Below are 21,028 nucleotides of genomic sequence, written 5' to 3' on the forward strand. Positions count from 1 at the left end.
ATTTACCTCAGTAACCGCGTTACACATATCAGAGGTTTGAAATGACATCAAATGGAGGATGAACTTGTGAAAAGGATGCTATCCGGGGTGATTGCATTTGCCTTGTTGTTTACATTTGCCATTCAAGCGCAAGTGCAGGCGGCCCCGCAAATCAGTGTGTATATCAATGGTTCCAGGCTAGTGACGGATCAACCGCCAATGATGATTAAAGGGCGGACGATGCTGCCGCTACGGGCAATCTTCGAGGCGTTGGATGCGAGGGTAGGATGGAACCAGAGAACGAAGACGGTGACCGCGACCAAGGCGGGTACGACCGTTGTCCTCAAAATCGGTTCCAGGGTAGCTACAATCAACGATTCGAACGTGAATCTGGACGTTCCCGCCCAGACGATACGGGGAAGAACGATGGTTCCGGTGCGCTTCGTCAGCGAAGCGATGGGCGAGCAAGTGCTGTGGAACTCCAGAACGCAGACCGTAACGATTAATACGACGGATCGTGATTGGGACGATGATCCGAGCGACCAAGTCTATCAGGCAACGAATGTAAATGCGAAAGTAACCGGCCAAGCGGGTAACGGCAGCGACCTGACCGTCAGCTTCTCGCGGGCGTCCCAGGAATCGAACATCGATCACTACCGGATTCTCGTCGTCAAGGCTTCGGATTCATCGTCCTTTACGCTGGCGCGGGCTCGTTTGGTTTCGGACAATAACTATACGGTTGTCGATACGTATGGCCGCAATCCTTCTATTTCGCTTAATTCCTGGACCCGCGACGTGAACGGAGATGTTCTCCGGGCGAACCAATCCTACGTCGTGTATGTGCTGACTGCAGGCAAGCGCAGCCAGGATGTATTGTCCCGGCCATCGCAGACCGTGACGTTGACAGGCGATTCAGCCTATGCCGCCACGAATGTGCAGGCACGTGACGTTGCCGATTATGGCGATGGAAGAGATATGTCCGTGAGCTTCTCAAGGGCTTCCGATGAGAGCAATATCGCCAACTATCGCGTTATGGTCGTGAAGTCGAAGGATGCGCATCGCTTCGATCTGAACGCAGCGAATGCGGTATCCAGCTCCAACTATACGACCGTATACAAATCCGGATCGACCTTGTCGACGACGCTCAGCTCGTCGTCCCGGGACACGTCCGGAGACAGAATTCGCAATGGCGTGCCTTATACGGTGTTCGTCTTGTCCGTAAGCAATAATGTGAATCGTCATTCCAATCAGCTCTCTGCGTCCACGGCGACCATTACGCTGGGCACCACGGTCGGCGCGCCAGTCATTACGAGCGTGGCGGATGTGAGCAACTATGGTGACGGACGAGACCTGCAGGTAGCGTTCTCGAGATCTTCCGATGAGTCGAAGGTGAGCCACTACCGGATATTCGTCGTGCCGAACCGGGACTACAGCCGCTTCGATCTGGCTGAAGCGAACAAATTGTCTTCCAGCCGCTATTATCAAGTGTCGAAGACCGGATACAATATCACGACGACCTTGTCTTCGAGCTTGACGGATGTCAATGGCTCTTATATTCGAAATAATGAGACCTACCGGGTATTCGTCATGGCGGTGTCGAATGACGGGTACAGCTCTAATAATGTGCTGAGCGGCGCGTCTTCGTCGATTACGCTATCTCATAATTCCATCGCCAATGCGGTCACGAATGTGCAAGTCAGCGATGTCAGCGACTATAACGACGGCCGCGACATGCGGATCACGTTCAACAAGGCTTCTGACGAGTCGTTGATTGATCACTACCGCGTTATGGTCGTGAAGACATCCAATGCGGACCGGTTCAATGTATCGGATGCGAACAATGTATCCAGCTCGTACTACACGAAGGTGAACAAGACGGGGCGCGATCTTAGCTTGACGCTCTCCTCCAGCGCTAGAGATGTGGACGGCTCTTATATTCGGAACGGTGTGAGCTATCGCGTGTTTGTCCTGTCGGTAGGCAGAGGCAGCTATTCCAATGCATTGTCTTACGCTTCCAGCACCATTACGCTGTCCAGCAATTCGGGCGTGTATGCCGCGACCAATGTTCAGGCTTACGATATTAATGATTACGGCGATGGGCGCGACATGCGGGTAACGTTTAACCGTGCGGCGGATGAGTCGAATATCAGCCACTACCGCGTCATGGTCGTGAAATCGTCCGATGCGGGACGCTTCACGGTCGGGGATGCGAACAATGTATCCAGCTATAATTACACGTATGTCAGCCGCAATGGCAGCAACCAGAGCGTGACGCTCTCGTCCGGTGCGAGAGATGTCGACGGGTCGCAGATTCGTAACGGGGTAAGCTACCGCGTATTCGTCCTGTCTGTCGGCTCAGGCAGTTATTCCAATACGTTGTCCAGCTCATCGAACACCATCACGTTGAGCAACAACTCGACAGTGTATCCGGCGACCAACGTCATGGCAAGCGACGTCAACGATTATAACGACGGCCGCGATCTGCGAGTCAGCTTCAACCGGGCGGTGGATGAATCGAACATCTCGCATTACCGGATCATGGTCGTGAAATCGGTTGATGCAAGCCGCTTCGACTTGTACCGTGCCAACAACGTATCCAGCAACAACTATACGTACGTCAGCAAGACAGGCCGAAATATTGATCAGATTCTGTCCTCCTCGGCGCGGGACGTTGATGGAGCGGCGATTCGAAATGGCGTCAGCTACAAGGTATTTGTCTTGTCCGTCAGCAACAACAATAACGCCAATATGTTGTCCGGTCCTTCCGCGGAAATCATGCTGACAAGCAACTCGTCCGTCTCTGCGGTGTCGAATGTAACGGCCAACGTAACGGGCAATAGCGGCACGGCGCGCGATATCGAGGTGAGCTTCACTGCGCCGTCCAATGATTATGGCGTGCTGGAATACCGCGTGATGGCCGTGAGGTCGGATCAGAGCTTTGGTTTGGCGGATGCCAACAATACGTCATATTACACGTATACGGCGAAGCAGAGCGGCACCATACGCCTGCCTTTGCCAGAAAACGCCCGTGATGTGAGAGGAGAGGCGATTACAAGCGGCAGCGCATATCGGTTCTATGTCCTCACCGTAGCCGATAGCCGGGTTAGCTCGGCCAATGCGCTCTCTGATCCATCCCGTGAGGTGGTCTTGTCGGCTCAATACGTATCTCCGGCGACGAACGTAGTGGCGGAGATGAATGGAAGCGACATGCGGGTCTACTTCAGCAAGCCGACGAATGAGAGAGGCGTTGCATACTATGCCGTGATGGCGGTGCCTTCCAACAGAGCAGGCAGCTTTACGCTGGAGCAGGCTAATTGGGCAGGAACAAATAGCTCTAAAGCCATATCTCCTTCGGAAGAAGGCATGGTTACGCTGAACTCCTACGATAAAGACGCTTATGGCAATCAACTTGTCAATGGGGACACATACACTATTTACGTCCTCACCGTTTCAGACGGCCGTGCGGTAAACGTGCTGTCCGCTCCATCCCAGGGCGTCGTGGCACAGTTCTAAGCGTCCCAGGGTGAGGCGCAAAACAATCCTGCTTCGAACGGAAGCAGGCAGCAAGGGCTCCGGCAATAGGCCGGGGCCCTTTTTACCTTTTAGCCGGGAAACCTGCCTAACGATAGAACATGGTCTTCGTCATTTATGTCTATATGTTCGTCGCCGGCACCTTCACCTTGGCCCATACCTTTCCCTATGTGCTCGGCATGAATATTAGAAGGCAGGATTATAAGCTAGGAACGATCGCGATGTCCGCGATCATCAGTGCAGTGACGTCCCTGCTGCTGGCCCTGCTGACGTTTATGGAAAAGCTGTCGGGGGGATGGGGCGTTCGGCTTTACTTCTTCCAATTGCCCTATTGGAGTGACGGGCCTGTCATTCAGCAGATAGGGTTGGCATTCCTGCTGCTGATGCATCTGTATTGCTTCGGCTTCGCGATTCTAGCGTGCACCGGCGGTACCGCGCCACAGGGATGTATGTGCTGCTCATCGTGTCCTTCGCTGTTCTGAGCCTCTTGTCCCTGGCTCTGTCCTATTATGAGGGCTGGAAGGGGGTATGGGAATTCTTCTTCCGTTATTCCGCTTGGGAGCTAGTCTTGATGACTGTGCCTCTTACCTTGATTTACGCCTTGATATCGTTCGTTCTTGTTCGAAGATCGACTATCTGACCTGCGATTCCCCGTTTCTCCGTGCTCACGAACTGAATGTCACTCTCTTTACCAGGTGTTTGATCGCCATGGCGGTCGGTTAAGAATACGGTAAGCCGTTGCTTCACTGGATAAGGAGAGAACATGAAGGAGGAATCGACATGAACAATCAGACGAAGGTGTACATTGTCAATACGGCAAGGGAGGCCGAAGCGAAGATTCAGGATCTGGCCAATCTGGGCTATAACCGAGACCATCTGTATGTGCTGGCGCATGACAAGAAGCGGACGGAGCATATCGCCGAACAAGCGGCTGCCTCTGAAATCGGCGTATCGGAAGAAGGCGTCTTCACCGCGATGGCCAATCTGTTCCGCTCACATGGCGACGAGCTGCGCGCCAAAATGACGTCTATGGGCGTCTCGATGCAGCATGCCGAGATGCTGGAACGAGAGCTGGACAAAGGCAAAATCGTCATTTTCGCCTGGAGCGGGACCCCTTATGACGGCGACCGCTACGATCCGGACATCATCTATTACCCGCCATTTCTATAAGATTCCAGCCGAAAAACATTGCCTTCAGCGGCAATGACGGGCTGAAATGCAAAAAGCCGACGCAGGTCGGCTTTTGCACTTGAAAGCAATGTCGTATTGAAGAGAGAGGGCGGGAGCCGGATTATTCCGCGTCCAGCAATTGAAGGGAGTAACGCTGGCCCAACTCCTGCCGCACTTCGATGCGCGCATGGAAAAATTCGCTTAAATGGGCGGAAGTCAGCTGATCGGCCGTATTGCCAGACGAGAATACGGTTCCTTGCTTAATGAGCAGGGCTTTGTTGAAGCAGGGCATAATCTCTTCGACATGATGCGTGACATAGATAAGAGTCGGGGCATCCGGCTCGCGCGCAATCGATTGAATCATATGGAGCAGCTGATCGCGGGCGAAGATATCGAGTCCCGTGCACGGCTCGTCCAGGATGAGAAGCTTCGGCGACGCCATCAGCGCCCGGCCGATGAGCACCCGCTGCCGCTCGCCCTGAGATAAGGTGTCGTAGGTCCGGTTGAGCAGCCGCTCGCAGCCGAGCAGCCGGATCAAGGACAGTGCCTTCTCTTCGTCAGCCTCCTCGATGTCATCGTACAAGCCTATCGAGGCGAATTTCCCGCTGAGCACGATCTTCTGCACCGTCTCGTGCCCGTAGAGCTTCTGCTGCAGGGAGGTGCTTACCCAGCCGATGTGCTTGCGCAGCTCGCGCAGGTCGAAGGTGCCGAACCGCTTGCCCAGGACAGAGACGCTTCCCGAGGTCGGCCAGATATAGCCGTTGATCATATTCAATAAGGTGGTTTTCCCCGAGCCATTCAGCCCGAGCAGACACCAATGCTCTCCCGGCTTAACCTCCCAGGATACTTGATCCAGAATCGTCTTGTTATCTCTCTTCCAGGTTACCTCTCGAACATCAATGACCATAACATCTCTCCTCTCCTCTGTGTTGGGAACAATTATTCGCTCCCGCGGCGGCCCTGCGGCTCCAGATTGGCTAGCGACAAGCGCACGGCGGTATCGGCGTCCCGGGCCGCAATCGCCTGGTAGAGCTGATTATGCAATTCCGACCGGTCCTCATAATGCTTCGTGCCGACGATGAGATGGCTTAGCTCGCCACGAAGCGCGTTGGAAAAGGCACGGTACAGATCGAGCAGCAGTGGATTTTGGCTTGCCTCTGCAATCGAACAGTGGAACTCCACATCATAATCCACATATGAGGCATAATTGCCAGCCTCCAACGCCTTTTTCCGTTCTTCAAGCAGCCGCTTCATCCGCCTTAGATCCTGGTCCGAGCGCCGTTCCGCGGCCAACCGGGCCGCTTGGGCATCCATCATGCTTCTGATTTCGTGAATGTGCTTCGTCTCGGCCCGGAGCAGCCGTTGTTCCAGCGAGCCCGCATCGGAGGGAAGCGAGCGGACATACGTCCCGTCCCCTTGCCGGACTTCCAGCACGCCGGCATGTACCAAGATTTTGACGGCTTCACGGACCGTCGAACGGCCTACGCCGAACATCTCCATCAGTTCCGGCTCGGTCGGCATCCGATCGCCAGGGCGATAATGGCTGACCAGCGCGTCATGGAGCTGCTCCAGCACCTGATCCACCAGCTTGCGGCGGGGGACGGCAGTGAACTTGGGCGTATTCAAATTCATCAGATCATCTCCTGTTATAGAGAAGTATATTCCTTTTTTTTGAAATGTCAAAACAAAAATGTGCCGGGCGGATAAGCCATAAGTCCCGATTCACAGGACCGGCAGCGCGGGGGATGAATGGTTCATAATGAGGAGGAGTCCCGGGAGTTCCTTCGGAATGGCAGTAAAAAATTAGGAAATTCCTCGCTGGGAATGAGGGGGGTGATTCGCTATAATCATATCAAATTCAAGATAAGGGAATGGATGCACGATGCGCATTACGATCAAACCGGAGCAAATCGATAATGTGGCAAATATGTTCCACTTGGCATACGGGTTGTCCAAAACGCAAATGGAAGGCCTTCAGCAGGCCATCAAGTCGCTGGAATCGCAGTGGATGGGCATGGAGAAGAACCGCTTCTACAGCGAGTTCCAGTCGTCTCAGCAGGTGTTCTCTTCCTTCTTGGCGAAGCTTCAGGAGATAGAGCTGGAATTGAAGGGTATCGCCCGCCGGTTCAGGGAAGGGGACGGCACTCCAACCGGGGGAATTCAGGCCCTCTTGAATGCGGCTGTCATGGCGGCCAGCGGAGCGGTGTTCGTAAGCAGTGTGCTGGGGGCCGGAGCCCAGCCTGGCGCCGATTCCGCCGGAGAGCAATTCAAGGACTGGGACGAGGACGACGTGGAGGAATACCGGAAGTATGAGGACATTCTGAAGCAGGCGGAGGAACTGAGCGATAAGAATCTGATGCAGGAAGCTCATGATAAGATGAATATTATCAACCTCAAATATGCGGATGAGGTGGAGAGAACCGATTACCTCGGGGGAGGAGAGACGACGAAGATGACACGCGATTCCGTCGTCGTGAATTACCCGCTGCAGGAGGGCAAGGACAAGACGGTGATCTCGGTGGACCGCAAGGGCAACGTCGTCAGCTATGAAAAGGACGAATCGAAATATACCTATTGGGAGCAAAAACATACAACGGGCGCATTCGAGAATTTTATGGGATCCGCGGCGAAAACGGCGACCAGCTATGGCGTCGGCCTCTTATTGACCCGGGGAAGCAAGCCATGGGTTCAGCATGCCTCGGGCGCAGGCGGGGCTTTCTTCCTGGACAAATACATTCCCCCGGTTCCTGATGTCGGAGAGACGCGGACGATGATCTACCGCACCAATATCGAGACGGGCAAAATCGAAAACATGGTCATCGTCACGAACGGTCAGAAGGATATTCAGTACCGGTATTGGAAGGAGTACAACTAGTGTGGATCAAATGGATGTTCTATACCGCGATCGCTGCCTTTGTCGGATTTTTTCTGCTGGCCACGCCGAAATATGATGCCGTTCGCTGGATGATTCTGGTCTTTTTTGCCGGATACTTTGCCATTAAAAAATGGTGCTCCGCCAAATACCAGGGGCCATCGATCCTCGTTCTGATGGCGGCGGTCATCATCATCACGGAAGTGCTGGTGGCGTATTCGGACGGAGCGCCGTAAATCATTTCATGGGCTGACAGGCTTCCATTCCGCCCCGATGAGAGGTTCTTCGTACATCTGTTGACCCTCGTAAATATAACCGTGAACTCGCTGCCGGTACTCTGTATTGTCTTCCGGCGCATCAGCGTTGAAGGTGAAGAAGGCCAATCCGCCTTCGTTCCATTCATCGCGAAGGTGCAGGAAGTTCTGTTGGCATTCCGAACGGGTAAAGAAATCTCCATAATCGGCGAAATTGCCGGTATTGACGCCTTCCGCCGTAGAGAACGCGGGAGAAGAGAAGGCGATCTGCCTGACCGTCTGCTCCTTCAAATACAGAATGATCTCATGCTCCGAGGATTGATAGTTCATCCGATTCTCTTCCTTGGCTGTAGGCTGGCCCAATTGCCGGATGACTTCATCCTGCGTCATCCCGAGCGAGATTTTACCGAGCGATTGTCCCGGCACGACAAGGTAATCGGTATTGGCCGGCTCCGGTTTCCAGCGCGCATAGGCGCCGTCAACGGTGACAAAAGCGCCGAAACCAATATACTTCTTATTGGTTGTTACGGTAAGATGATTATCTGTGAGAGACATGCGCAGTTCAAAGTCTTCATCTTCTACATCCGTAAAAACCGCCTCATTGCCAACCATCTCGGCCACGCCGTTCTCGATGTTGCCGTGAGACCCATCCATCGTCTTCATATTGGTCACATGAAAAGCCATTAAGGAAAAGACTATTTGTCGCTCATCGATGCTTTTAATATCGATGGTAGCGGAATTATATTTATCCGACTCCACCCATCTCCAAGTCCCGAGCCATGCCGAGGCATCCAACGGTGCTTCAGCCTTAGAGGCTGGCGGAGGCTCGGATGCGGCTGCCGCTGCCGCAGGCTCGGATGTTCCTCGAGCAGCGTCAGGCTCTGATGGCGTGCTCGGACTCGCTATCTCGGGCTCGGCCGTCTTGCCGCCGGGAGCGGAAGCCCCATCTTCTGTTGCGGGGACAGGCTGCTGTTGCTGGTCGCATGCCGCGAGGATGGTTATGGCCGCGAGTGCAGCTGCCATCCATGTCATCCACATCATCTTTTTCATTATGCTCATTCTCCTTCGCTTCTCGGGCGGGTTCTTCGCTCTTCGTTGTTCGCTCTAAGCTCTAAGCAGTCTTGCAGCCGCTTCGGTATACGGCTCGGCCCACTCGGAGAAGGACAGCTCCGGATCCCAGGTGACCTGCTTCATCGCTTGGGCGCATCCCCACCGCAGCAGCCGCTGATGCAGCATATGGACGCGGAACCGTTCCAGGAATCCTTCCTGCAGCGGAGCGCTGTCCCCAACATAGGCGGACAGGAAGCTGGCGGCTTGCTCTTCTTCTCCCCGTTCCAGACACAGCGCCGTCAACTTCGGCAAGTCTGCGACGGCATCCCCGAAATAGGACGTCGTAAAATCGATGACGCCGCTGACTTCCCAGCCTCGATCGGTTTGCTGCACGAGCACGTTTTCCGGCTTGAAGTCGCCCATGACGAAGGCGGGGGAGTCCAGTCTCTCCATCGTTGTCTGCGCGCTGTCCAATAGCTGTTCCACCCATGCCTTGTCCCGGTCCGTAATCACGGAGTACTTCGCGGCGTCGTCGAGCCAATCGTGAATCGTCCCGTACAGCCACGCCGTGTAGGAACCGGCGAACGGGCGAATATGGCTGCTATCCGGGTCGAATTCCCCGGGCTGCTCCACCTTCCAGCCGTGCATTGCGAGCAGGGTGCGCCCGAGTGCTGCTGCGATGCCGCATGCATCTTCATGATGAAGCACCCGCAGCAGCTCCGGATCGTGAATATGCCGTCCGGGCAGACAGGGCATCAGCGCATAGCTCCACCCGAAAATATCATCCGACTCATCAATCAGATAGGGATAAGGGACCTTGACTCCGGTATTCGCGTGCAAATGCCGGATAAAATACGCTTCCTCCCTCCACTGTCCGGGATAGAGGGGATTGCCCTTCAGTACGAACTCCCCGGCTGTAGACGTGACGAACAGCGTCTGCTTCATGACCCCGTGCTCCGTAGGCGCGGAGCGAAGCAATCGGCCCAGCCCGAACCGGTCCAGCATCCGCTGCAGTTGGCTGTCCGTCAGGGCGCCTAACGATTTCGATGCGAAAAAAACGGTTGTCGTCAACCGCTGCACCTCCGTTACGAATAGTATGAATGCTGATTCATTTTAACTGCATAATACACAAAAAGCGGCTTGCCTGCAGGCAGCCGCATTGTCGCAAATATCGACGCGATCCTCTACAATACGCGATCTCCAGAATTATCCTATCACGCCGATTCGGGGAAGTCAAAGCAATTATCCGCAAGGGCAAGCATGCGGACAGGCCGCATGAGCACTGTGCGGGACATGGACTTCGGGCCGCTAACCGGACCGCGCCCGGCGCAGCGAGAACGAAGCACAGCCGGCTCCGCAGAGCCGGCTGTACTGTGACGTATTTCAAAGCAGTCTTATCCTTCGAGGAGCAGCGTCTCCGGATCTTCCAGCATCTCCTTGACCTTAACCAGGAATCCGACCGCTTCCGCGCCATCGACGATGCGGTGATCGTAGGAGAGGGCGATGTACATCATCGGACGGTTCTCCGAGCGCTCTTCATCGATAGCGACCGGACGCAGTTGAATCTTGTGCATGCCGAGGATGCCGACCTGCGGCGCGTTCAAGATTGGCGTCGACAGCAGGGAACCGAAGACGCCGCCATTCGTAATCGTGAAGGAGCCGCCTTGCAGATCGGACAGCGCCAACGAGTTGGAGCGGGCCTTCGACGCCAGTTCGCCGATGGAGCGCTCGATCTCCGCGAAGCTGAGGCGATCCGCGTCGCGAACGACCGGTACGACGAGGCCTTCCTTCGCCGCAACGGCGATGCCGATATCGTAGAACTTCTTCACGAGAATATCTTGTCCGTCGATCTCGGCGTTCAGCAGCGGATAAGCCTTCAATGCGCCGACGACCGCCTTGGTGAAGAACGACATGAAGCCGAGACCCACATCATGCTTTTCCTTGAAGGCGTCTTTGCGCCGCTTGCGGATATCGAGAATCGCAGTCATGTCGACTTCGTTGAACGTCGTCAGCATGGCTGCCGTCTGCTGCGCCTCCACCAGGCGGGTCGCGATCGTCTGGCGGCGGCGGGACATACGCTGGCGCTCGATCGGCTTCACCGGATCGGCAGGCTCACCGGAAGCTGGTGCCGCAGGCTTCGCCGGCGCTGCCGGAGCCGCAACTGGCGCTGCAGCCGGGCGGGCCGCGTTCGCTTGCACATCATCATGCTGAATGCGGCCGATCGGGTCGCGCGCAGATACGCCGTTCAGGTCGATGCCCTTCTCTCTCGCCAGCTTGCGTGCGGCCGGAGAGGCGTGGTAGGCGCCGCTATCCGCGGCAGGCGCAGGCACTGGGGCCGACACTGCCGGAGCTGCAGCCGGAGCGCTCTCCTTCTCGGCGGCAGTCGCTTCCGCTGCCGGAGCCGCTTGAGCTGCCGGAGCTGGTGCTGGAGTGCTTGCTCCCGCCCCGGAGCCGATGACGGCGATGACTTCGCCGACAGCGACATTCTCGCCTTCCCCTCTCAGGATCGATTCAATGACTCCGCTCTCTTCGGCGCTGATTTCCAGATTGACTTTATCGGTTTCCAACTCGGCGAGCAGATCCCCTTGACCTACCGTGTCGCCTACTTTGACAAGCCATTTATGCAAGGTTCCTTCCGATATCGATTCTCCAAGATCAGGCACTTTGATTTCAGCCACGACCGTAACCTCCCAGGTTAATTAGTTTTTGTCGAGCGATGCAACGATTCCGTAATGATTTGCCGTTGTTCGAAGCTATGGACATCCGCATACCCGCTCGCCGGGCTGGAATGCTCCGGACGTCCGATATAGTGGACAGGCACCTTCTTCGGAGCCACTTCGCGAATCCGCGGCTCCATATACGTCCAGGCGCCCATATTTTTCGGTTCTTCCTGTACCCAGACGATCTCCTTCAGGGCCGGATAGCGTCCGATAATAGCCGCAATCTCTTCCTGCGGGAACGGATACAGCTGTTCGACGCGGATCATATGCAGCCAGGAGTGATCCCGATCCGACGTCTCCAGTTCAGTCTGCAGATCGATCGCCATCTTGCCGGTGGCCAGAATGAGGCGCTCCACCTTCTTCGGCTGCTCCCCTTCCATGGCTTCATCCCATACCGGATGGAAGTGCCCTTCGCTGAGCTCGCTGCCCGGGGATGCGCTCCGCGGGTTCCGCAGCAGGCTCTTCGGCGCCATGACGATGAGCGGACGCGCTTCATCGGTACCGCCGATCGCGGCCTGGCGGCGCAGCAGATGGAAGTATTGCGCCGCGCTGGTCAGATTGACAACCGTCCAGTTATGCTCTGCGGACGATTGCAGGAACCGCTCCAGGCGGGCGCTGGAATGCTCCGGACCTTGGCCTTCGAAGCCGTGCGGCAGCAGGACGACGAGATTGGACTTCTGGTTCCATTTCGCCCGGCCGGCAGCGATGAACTGGTCGAAAATGACTTGCGCCGCATTGGCGAAGTCGCCGTATTGCGCTTCCCAGATAACGAGCGTCTCTGGCGCGAATACGTTATAGCCGTATTCATATCCGAGTACAGACGCTTCGGACAACGGACTGTTATAGATACCGAAGGAGGCCTTCGCCTGCGGTATGCGGTGCAGCGGCGAGAACGTCTCGCCCGTCTTATAGTCATGCAGCACGAGATGGCGCTGTGAGAAGGTGCCCCGCTCGGAATCTTGCCCGGTGATGCGGATCGGCTGCCCTTCCGCCAGGATCGTCGCGAACGCCAGCGTCTCGGCGAGCGCCCAGTCGACCTTTTCGCCCTCATCGAGCGCGTTGGCCCGGCGCTGCAAAATACGCTGCAGCTTCGGATAGACCTGGAAGCCCTCCGGCACCTCCAGCAGCTCGCGGTTGATCTCCCGCAGCTGCTCGATCGGCACGGCGGTGCCGTTGCCGGACAAGCGGCTTGGCGGCTCGCCCGTGTTGTGGCGGTACGCCCGGTCGGTCGTCTCCTTCATCTTGTCATACGCCTGCTGCAGGACGGCTTCGGCATCCTTCTTCATCTGCTCGATCTGCGCGTCGTCCACTAAGCCTTCCTGCTTCAACCGCTCGCCATAGATGACATACGCGGTCGAATGCTGGTTCACCTTGCTGTACACGAACGGCGACGTTCCTTCCGGATCGTCCATCTCGTTGTGGCCGTGACGGCGGTAGCCGATCAGATCGATCAGGAAGTCCTTCTTGAACACGCTCCGGTATTCGACCGCCATGCGAACGGCCGCGATGCATGCATCCGGATCGTCCGCATTCACGTGCACGATCGGAATCTCGAACCCTTTGGCCAGGTCGCTCGCATAATGCGTGGAGCGGGAATCCTCGCTCTTCGTCGTGAACCCGATGCGGTTATTGACGATAATGTGCAGCGTGCCTCCGTTCTGGAAGCCGCGGAGCTTGTTGAAGTTCAGCGTCTCCGAGACGATGCCTTCCCCCGGGAAGGCGGCGTCGCCGTGCATGAGCACCGTCGCGGCCTTCCCGGTATCCTGGCGCGGATAGCCTGGCTGGCTGCGGTCATCCTGGGCGGCGCGGGAGAAGCCCTCCACGACCGGATTGACGTATTCCAGATGGCTCGGGTTGTTCGCGAGCGTAACCTTGGTCCGCACGGTATTGCCTTCGGTTACGGAGCGATCTGCGCCCAGATGGTATTTCACGTCGCCGGTCCAGCCGTAGTTGATGCCCATTGAGCCTTCCGACGGGAACAGATCCTTGTTCGGAGAGTGATGGAACTCCGAGAAAATCTTGCCGTACGGCTTCCCAAGCACGTGCGCGAGCACGTTTAACCGGCCTCGATGGGCCATGCCCATGAGGATATGCTGAGTGCCGTTGGCGGCGGAGGTGCGGACGAGTTCGTCTAGCATCGGCACGAGAACATCGGTGCCTTCGATCGAGAAGCGCTTCTGTCCGACGAAAGTGCGGTGCAGGAACGTCTCGAACTGTTCCACCTCGATCAGTCGTTTCAAGAGAGAGACGCGTTCGGCTGAAGTAAGCGGCTCCGGTGAATTGAGGCATTCCGTATGTCTGCGCAGCCACTTCAATTCTTCCTCGTCATGCACATGTCTGAATTCATACGCGATGGAGCGGGTGTACACCGCGCGCAGATGCTCGATCGCATCCCAGCAGGTACGGACGCCGGCAGGCGCCTCCTTCAGCACGATCGAGGCAGGCAGAGCTTCCAGATCCGCGCGAGTCAGGCCGTAGGCCTCCGGCTCGAAGCGGCGGGTATCCACGGGCGGATTGATGCCCAATGGATCGATATCGGCCGCCAGATGGCCGAAGGTGCGGATAATGCCGGCCAGCTTGACGGCGGAGACGACTTTATTTAATCCGTCTCCGTCCAGCGAGACCGGAGCAGCGGCTCCTTCTGCTTGGGAACCGATTGAAGCAGGCGGCGGCCCGAAGCGGGCGAACAGGTCCCGGTAATTCGCTTCGACGGATTCGGGATCGTTAACGTATTGCTCGTACTGTTCCTGGATGTACCCGAGATTGGGTCCATAGTAATCCTTCCATACCCTTTCCTTCTCAGTAACTTCTGCAGCCGACATGAATGCTAGACCTCCTTACGGATTATGCCAAATCTATGAGTATATCTATAATGACATACCCAATGTTTGCGTTTACACTTAGTGTACCACTTGTTCGCCAGAAATTAAAATAAAATGGACGTTTTTACGAGAAGAAAATGTGGAATTTATCATGGTAAATGTTCGGAACCTATTTTCTCAATCCATTCTCATAGAAACGATTGTTCATCATACATGATTATACAATTTCATGCAGAAAATAGAAACTTGGAAGAGAGATGCGATTCCCTCTCCCGATCTCTTCGACTATAATAGGGATATCGGTAACATCGCAACTAATTTCCAGATAGCCTGGCATGCGGCGGGAGTGGATTCCCGGCATCCGAAGCATCACCAAATCTATGAGGAGACAGGAGACGAAGAGGATGAGCAAGCTGAACGTGACGGACGGGCAATGGCTGCAGCGCCTGAAGGAGAAATTCCAGTACAAGCGGCAATTGGCATGCTATCGGGAAGAAGCGCTGTTCGGCATCTTCGACGGGCCGTTAACGGAAGAAGAGCGCTTTTGTCTGCAATTTCTATATGCCTACATGCCGCTGCATGATATGGCGGACTATGACGGGGACTACTTCCTGAAGCATGTCCGCCGGACGCTGGAGACACGCGATCTGGCGCCGTGGGGGGAGCGGATTCCGCAGGACGTCTTCCTGAACTTCGTGCTGCCTTACCGGGTGAACAACGAGAATATGGATGACAGCCGGCACGTCATTTTCGGGGAATTGTTCGATCGGGTTAAAAATAAATCGATGACAGAGGCGATCCTTGAGACGAATTATTGGTGCCATGAGAAAGCGACATACATCGGCACGGACATGCGGACGGTGTCGCCGCTGACCTTGATGCGCACCGCGCTCGGACGCTGCGGCGAGCAGTCGACCCTGGCCGTCGCCGCCCTGCGCAGCGTCGGCATACCCGCGCGCCAGTGCTATACGCCGCGCTGGGCGCATTGCGACTCGAACCATGCCTGGGTCGAGGCCTGGGCTGACGGCGAATGGCATTTCCTCGGCGCCTGCGAGCCGGAAGCCCGCCTGGACGAGGGCTGGTTCCGCGCGCCGTCGCGGCGGGCGATGCTCGTCAACACCCGCGTCGCCGCGGATTACATCGGGCCGGAGGAGACCTGCTCGGACCATCCGTGGTATACCGAGATCAATCTGCTCGGCAACTATGCGCCGCGGAAGACGATTACGGTTCGCGTCGTGACCGAGGCAGGGGAGCCGGCTCAGGCCGAGGTGCAGTTCCAGCTCTTCGCCGAGTTCAGCGCGATCGCCACCCTGCCCACCGATTCGCTGGGACGGGCATCCTTCACGACCGGCTATGGCGATCTGGTTATCCATGCGCGCGGGGAGCAGGGCTGGGGCTGCCGCAAGATCGCCGTCGGCGATACGGAGGAATGCGACATCGTCCTTCGGCGCGGCGCCCCCCAGGCCGGCACGCTGGAGTGGGATATGGCGCCGCCGCCGGAGCTGGCCGAGAGCGGCGGCGATGAGGCGGGCGAGGAGGAGCGCCGGATCCATGACCGGCGGATTCAGCATGGCACGGCGACCCGCGCCGCCTATGAAGCGACATTCTGGACGGCAGCACAGGCGGAGGAACTGGCCCGGGAGATCGGGCTGCCGGAGAAGCGGGTGAAGGATATCCTGCTTGCGGCGCGGGGAGGCAGCGCCGAGATGGCTGCCTTCCTGAAGGCGCAGACGCCCGTGCACGGCGAGTGGGCGCTTAAGCTGCTGGAGTCGATGCGGAGCAAGGATCTCCATGACACAATGCAGCCGACGCTCGTCGAGCATCTGGAAGGAGCGATGCCGTTCAAGGATCAGGCAGGAGATGACCGCCTGTTCGCGGACTATGTGCTGTGCCCGCGGGTTCACTTCGAGATGATTGCGCCGTACCGGGCCTTTTTCCGGCAGCAGTTCACGCCGGACGAGCAGGCGCAGTATCGGACCGAGCCGCAGGCGCTTGCCGATCGCCTCGGCCGGGAGATCGGCCTCGTCCATGGCATGGACCGCTACGCGGGGATGGCGACTCCGGCGGGCGCGTACCGGCTGAAGCGGACGGATCGCCTCAGCCGGGACATCTGCTTCGTCGCCGCCGCGCGCAGCCTGGGCATACCGGCACGGCTCGATCCGCTTCACGCCGACCCGGAATATTGGGCCGGCGGGCAATGGATCCGCGTCGAGTTCCCGGCGGAAGCGGGGCAGGCCGAGGCGGCCGCGGCGGAGGAAGCCATCGGCAAGGGCGGCATCCGCTTCGGCAGAGGCGAAGGCGGGCCGGAAGCTGCCTACTATCATAACTTCACGATCGCGCGGCTGGAGGACGGCTTGTACCGAACCTTGACGTTCCCGTTCGGGGAGAAGGAGATGTATGGCAAGACGATCGACGTCCCGGCCGGCGACTACCGGCTGACGACCGGCGTCCGCCTGACCGACGGCACGGTGCTGGCACGGTTGACGTTCTTCACCGTTCCGGCCGGCAGCGTCGTGCCGGTGACGATTGCCTTCCGGCAGGAACAGATCGAGGTTCCGGTGCTGAGCCGGCTTGCACCGGAGCAGCTGGGGGCGCTCGATATTCCTGCCGAAGGGGCCGTGTTGGCCTGGCTCGACCCGGAGCGGGAGCCGTCGAAGCATCTGGCCCGCGAACTGCGGCAATTGCAGGCGGAGCTCGACGCTTGGGGCGGCCGGATCGAGCTGCGGGTCGAGGAGCAGCGCAATCGCGGGCCATTCTCTCTGGAAGGAATGCCGCAGAGGACCCGCTATGCCGTCGATGAAGCGGGGGCGGACCTGCAGGCGATTCAGCCGTCCCTTCCCGGCTGGAACGGCAATGAATTCCCGCTCGTGTTCGTCATTGACCGGGAGCTTCGCCTTCGCTATCTGTCCCAAGGCTACAAGCTTGGCATCGTAGACGAGATCGTGAAGGTTTTGAAGCACATTTGATCGAACCGAATCTATCATTCCGCGAGTTGACGAAGGCCGCTATCCAGCCGCGGAGTGAAGCCGAGGAACGAAGCCGTGGTCCTGCCGGGATTCACGGCTTTATTCTTTTGTTAAATAAATTAGTGAAAAATTTCACTATGGATGGGTTTTTCGCTCTCCTTTTTGTTAGAATATAAGGAACATTGGATCCGATGAGGTGATGAGATGAAAACGGTCATGATTCAACAGCTCGTGGAGAAGTTCAAGCTTGAAGTGCTGACGGGGGAGAACCGCCTGAACCGCACCGTTTCCAAGACACGCGTGCACCGTCCGGGACTTGAATTCGCCGGGTACTATGAATTTTTCCCGCAGGAACGCATTCAAGTGCTTGGATTGAAGGAGATTGGGTACCTTCATACATTGACCGAGGAAGAGCGCGATGCCCGGATCAGAAACGTCGTGAAATACCATCCTCCTTGCTTCGTCGTTACTCGGGATCAGGAAGGGCTTACGTACTTGATCGATCATTGCCGGCGGGAAGACATTCCGCTGCTCCGAACCTCCATGACGACATCGAAGTTCATCGGACTGGTTGATTCTTATGTGACGAAAATGCTGGCGCCCGAGATTCAGGTGCATGGCGTATGCATGAACGTGGCGGGCATCGGCATCCTGCTGCGCGGCAAGTCGGGCATCGGCAAGAGCGAGACGGCGCTGACGCTCATCCGCCGGGGGCATCGCCTCGTCTCGGATGACGCGGTCGTCCTGCGCAAGATGAATCCGGAGACGCTGATCGGCTCCCATGATGGCAAGACGCGCGAATTTCTGGCTTTGCGCAGCATCGGACTCATTAACGTGGCCCGCATCTACGGCCGCAGCGCCTTCCAGGAAGAGACCCGCATCGTGCTCGACATCGAGCTGACGAAATGGAAGGACAACGAGCTCAACAACGAGCTGGAGCTGGAGCCCCGGTTCACAGAATATATGGACGTCAAGGTTCCGACCGTCCAGATTCAGCTTCAGCCCGGGCGGGATGTCGCCAGCCTCGTCGAGGCGGCCGCCAACAACTATTATTTGCAGCAGCAGGGATACAGCGCCGCGGAGGAATTCATCTCGCGGCTGAACATGTAAGCGGGATACGAAGAGGGGCTGTCCCAAAAGTAGTTTTTAGCTGCATTGAGACAGCCCCCATAGCCCTTCCCTGCTTCTCACAGCTCGACTTGCCGACGAAACTGCGAAAATACACTTTTCTATGCTGACGTCTACTCCGTTACCGACATTCCTGCAAATCTACATGAAATTCAGTCCTGCCATTGGATTGAAAGTGAAAATCGGCAAAAAGGATGCACTTTTGCAGGCTGTTGAGAAAGTCCAAGGGATTTTTTTGCACTTCATTTTTTATATGGTGGATCTCGTCTCTCCGTAGAAAAAATCGATTTAAAACGCTATGCGTGCCAAGTTTTGAGTAGGAAAATGGACAATCTCCACCCCTTCCTAAAAAACAGGGGTTTTCCAACGACCTGAAAACTGCACCATTTCCCTAGACACGTCTATCCGGTAGGCGAAATCCGCAAAACTACACGATTTCTCCAGACACTTCTATTTCGGTAAGCGAAGTCTGCAAAACTGCACGATTTCAACACCTATTCGGCAAGCGAAATCCAAATCCTGCGCAAATACAGCAATTCGATATGGACGACTTTACCAGAAAGGGAATCCTGCAAAACTCCAGGATTTTCACCCGTGTCGCTTCGACTTGAAGCAAAAGGGCCATAAATGATGTAGATTTGCAGCAATTCCTCGGGATGTGGACTCATTGAGAGCTAAGTCCATATAATTGTGTAAAAAGCAGATGGCAAAAAAAGAAGAGCCATAGCAAGGATCCTCGTATAGAATGAGGTTGTCGAGACAACATTCCAAAGGAGGATCTAGCTATGACTCAATACCAGATTACCCTAGATTCACAACTTTTGCATCAACTGTTTTTATCCGAATCAAGAGATGAGGGGATAGCGACCTTATTAGAATCTATCTTGAATCAAGTTTTGCAGGCGCAGGCAACGGAACAGTTGAAGGCAGGACACTACGAGCGCTCAGAAGAGCGTGCAGGTTACCGTAATGGAACGTACCCTCATCGGCTGACAACACGGGTGGGTCAATTAACCCTGCAAGTACCGCGTTTCCGCAACGGTCAGTTCTCTACGGAACTCTTTGCTCGTTACCAACGAAGCGAGCAGGCCCTTGTCTTAGCCATGATGGAGATGGTACTTAATGGTGTGTCAACGCGAAAAGTAAGCAATATCACCGAAGAACTGTGCGGAACGGAGTTCTCCAAATCGACCGTTAGTGAACTCTGCAAGCAACTGGATCCCCTTGTAGAGGAGTGGAATAACCGAAAACTGGACAAGGCCTACCCCTTTCTTATTGTCGACGCCCTGTACGTCAAAGTCCGGGAAGACGGCCGTGTGCGCTCACGTGGCGTGATGATTGCCACAGGGATTAATGCGGAGGGCTATCGGGAACTGCTTGGACTTACCGTAGATGATACCGAGTCAGCAGCAACGTGGGGGGCTTTCTTTACGCACCTCAAAAGTCGCGGGTTGCACGGTGTTGATGTCATTACAAGCGACCATCACGGTGGTTTGGTTAGTGCGATTCGGCAACATTTCCAAGGCGTAACCTGGCAACGGTGTCAAACCCACTTTATGCGTAATATTCTGGACGCTGCTCCTAAATCATGCCGTGATGAATTGAAGGCCCATGTAAGGGCCATCTACGAAGCTGCGGACGAGACCAGTGCCCGTACACTGCTGAAACGGACACAAGAAGCATTTGAAGATAAAGCTCCAAAAGCCATGAGGGTCTTGGAAGAGGGCTTTGACGATGCGACAGCGATCTTGGCACTTCCGGCTGCCTGTCGGATACGTACGCGCACCACAAATGCCGTAGAACGTCTAAATGGCGAGTTGCGGCGGCGAGAACGCGTCATTCGCATTTTTCCCAACCGAGCCTCTGTCCTTCGTCTTTTTGGAGCCTTGTTGATTGAGCAGGACGAAAAGTGGTCTGCTGGGAAAAAGTATATCGAGATGAAAGAGTACCATGAGTGGAGGAAGAAGCTAAACAAGCCTGCAGCTTAGGCATCTTTTTGCTCTGGCAATCTCATTGAGGAATTTACACATAAATTTGGACTTGACCTCATTGAGCCGAAATTCCTGTAAAATAGCAGCAATACCTCCACACGTTCAAGCCCTGAGAGGCAACGATGCCTCCTGAAGGCAACGAGGCGATGATACCTCCTGGAGGCGATGATACCCCCAGGATCCGACGCGATCTCTTGGATCCCGTAAAATCAGGCCGTTGAGAAGTCTGTGGGAATTTTCCCCACTTCGTTTTTTATATGGTGGATCTCTTCTCTCAGTAGAAAAATCGTCTTAAAACGCTTTGAGTGCCAAGTTTTGATTAGGTAAATGGACAGGTAGCGGCTGAAATAGCACAAATTCCTGCACAAAGGCAGGATTCGCTGCCTCAACCATCTTCCGCCGCTAGTCCCGCTACCGCCTTGCCCGCCTCTGCATGCTCTGTTATCCATTCTTGCCCTGCATCATGCTTCAATACCTATGGGACAGTTCCTTCCTTCTATACAGTTCCCGGCAGCAATGCGCTTCACCCATAACGCTTAGCCGTT

At 56.0% G+C, this 21,028-nt stretch carries 15 protein-coding genes; 8 read left to right on the forward strand and 7 right to left on the reverse strand.

Annotated features, from left to right (window positions below; all coding sequences use genetic code 11):
• Positions 1-75 precede the first annotated feature (75 nt).
• From NNL35_RS04320 to NNL35_RS04330, 3 genes are all read left to right on the forward strand, one after another.
• Positions 76-3,492: a copper amine oxidase N-terminal domain-containing protein gene (locus tag NNL35_RS04320; RefSeq protein WP_040734634.1), complete on the forward strand. Its 3,417-nt coding sequence runs from the start codon at positions 76-78 to the stop codon at positions 3,490-3,492.
• Positions 3,493-3,611: 119 nt separating this feature from the next.
• Positions 3,612-3,992 (forward strand): hypothetical protein, encoded by a 381-nt coding sequence (locus NNL35_RS04325; protein WP_006680184.1) that lies wholly within the window; start codon positions 3,612-3,614, stop codon positions 3,990-3,992.
• Between the two features lie 298 nt (positions 3,993-4,290).
• Entirely contained in the window at positions 4,291-4,680 is a 390-nt protein-coding gene (locus NNL35_RS04330; RefSeq protein ID WP_006680182.1) for a YflT domain-containing protein, read from the forward strand.
• A 121-nt stretch (positions 4,681-4,801) separates the two neighbouring features.
• On the opposite strand, the gene NNL35_RS04335 is transcribed toward NNL35_RS04330, so the two are convergent.
• Entirely contained in the window at positions 4,802-5,587 is a 786-nt protein-coding gene (locus tag NNL35_RS04335) for an ABC transporter ATP-binding protein (RefSeq protein WP_006680181.1), read from the reverse strand.
• Positions 5,588-5,619: 32 nt separating this feature from the next.
• The gene (locus NNL35_RS04340) at positions 5,620-6,312 is read right to left on the reverse strand and encodes a FadR/GntR family transcriptional regulator (protein WP_006680180.1); all 693 of its coding nucleotides are present in this window, start codon (positions 6,310-6,312) and stop codon (positions 5,620-5,622) included.
• A gap of 250 nt (positions 6,313-6,562) precedes the next feature.
• On the opposite strand from NNL35_RS04340, the gene NNL35_RS04345 reads away from it, so the two are divergent.
• Positions 6,563-7,555, forward strand: a complete 993-nt coding sequence (locus NNL35_RS04345) for a WXG100 family type VII secretion target (protein ID WP_006680179.1) — start codon at positions 6,563-6,565, stop codon at positions 7,553-7,555.
• On the forward strand, positions 7,555-7,788 hold the full coding sequence (locus NNL35_RS04350; protein ID WP_006680178.1) for a hypothetical protein: 234 nt from the start codon (positions 7,555-7,557) through the stop codon (positions 7,786-7,788). The genes NNL35_RS04345 and NNL35_RS04350 overlap by 1 nt, the downstream gene beginning before the upstream one ends.
• A 6-nt stretch (positions 7,789-7,794) precedes the next feature.
• On the opposite strand, the gene NNL35_RS04355 is transcribed toward NNL35_RS04350, so the two are convergent.
• The 4 genes from NNL35_RS04355 to NNL35_RS04370 all read right to left on the reverse strand — a co-directional run bounded on the left by NNL35_RS04355 (position 7,795) and on the right by NNL35_RS04370 (position 14,398).
• On the reverse strand, positions 7,795-8,856 hold the full coding sequence (locus NNL35_RS04355) for a hypothetical protein (RefSeq protein ID WP_006680177.1): 1,062 nt from the start codon (positions 8,854-8,856) through the stop codon (positions 7,795-7,797).
• Positions 8,857-8,910: 54 nt separating this feature from the next.
• The gene (locus NNL35_RS04360) at positions 8,911-9,927 is read right to left on the reverse strand and encodes a phosphotransferase family protein (protein ID WP_006680176.1); all 1,017 of its coding nucleotides are present in this window, start codon (positions 9,925-9,927) and stop codon (positions 8,911-8,913) included.
• A gap of 323 nt (positions 9,928-10,250) precedes the next feature.
• Entirely contained in the window at positions 10,251-11,534 is a 1,284-nt protein-coding gene (odhB, locus tag NNL35_RS04365) for a 2-oxoglutarate dehydrogenase complex dihydrolipoyllysine-residue succinyltransferase (RefSeq protein ID WP_006680175.1), read from the reverse strand.
• 17 nt (positions 11,535-11,551) lie between these two features.
• Positions 11,552-14,398, reverse strand: coding sequence for a 2-oxoglutarate dehydrogenase E1 component (locus NNL35_RS04370; RefSeq protein WP_006680174.1), 2,847 nt, complete (start codon positions 14,396-14,398; stop codon positions 11,552-11,554).
• A 404-nt stretch (positions 14,399-14,802) separates the two neighbouring features.
• Here NNL35_RS04370 and NNL35_RS04375 point away from each other — a divergent pair, with 404 nt between their 5' ends.
• Both NNL35_RS04375 and hprK read left to right on the forward strand, forming a co-directional pair.
• Positions 14,803-17,364, forward strand: coding sequence for a transglutaminase-like domain-containing protein (locus NNL35_RS04375; protein ID WP_006680173.1), 2,562 nt, complete (start codon positions 14,803-14,805; stop codon positions 17,362-17,364).
• Between the two features lie 204 nt (positions 17,365-17,568).
• A complete protein-coding gene (gene hprK, locus NNL35_RS04380; RefSeq protein ID WP_006680172.1) occupies positions 17,569-18,474 on the forward strand; it encodes an HPr(Ser) kinase/phosphatase in 906 nt (301 codons plus the stop codon).
• Positions 18,475-18,986: 512 nt separating this feature from the next.
• Here hprK and NNL35_RS04385 read toward each other — a convergent pair.
• On the reverse strand, positions 18,987-19,160 hold the full coding sequence (locus tag NNL35_RS04385; protein ID WP_254552985.1) for a hypothetical protein: 174 nt from the start codon (positions 19,158-19,160) through the stop codon (positions 18,987-18,989).
• 117 nt (positions 19,161-19,277) lie between these two features.
• On the opposite strand from NNL35_RS04385, the gene NNL35_RS04390 reads away from it, so the two are divergent.
• A complete protein-coding gene (locus NNL35_RS04390) occupies positions 19,278-20,480 on the forward strand; it encodes an IS256 family transposase (protein ID WP_111155816.1) in 1,203 nt (400 codons plus the stop codon).
• Positions 20,481-21,028: the final 548 nt, after the last annotated feature.

Source organism: Paenibacillus dendritiformis (genome assembly GCF_945605565.1).
Lineage (GTDB): Bacteria > Bacillota > Bacilli > Paenibacillales > Paenibacillaceae > Paenibacillus_B > Paenibacillus_B dendritiformis_A.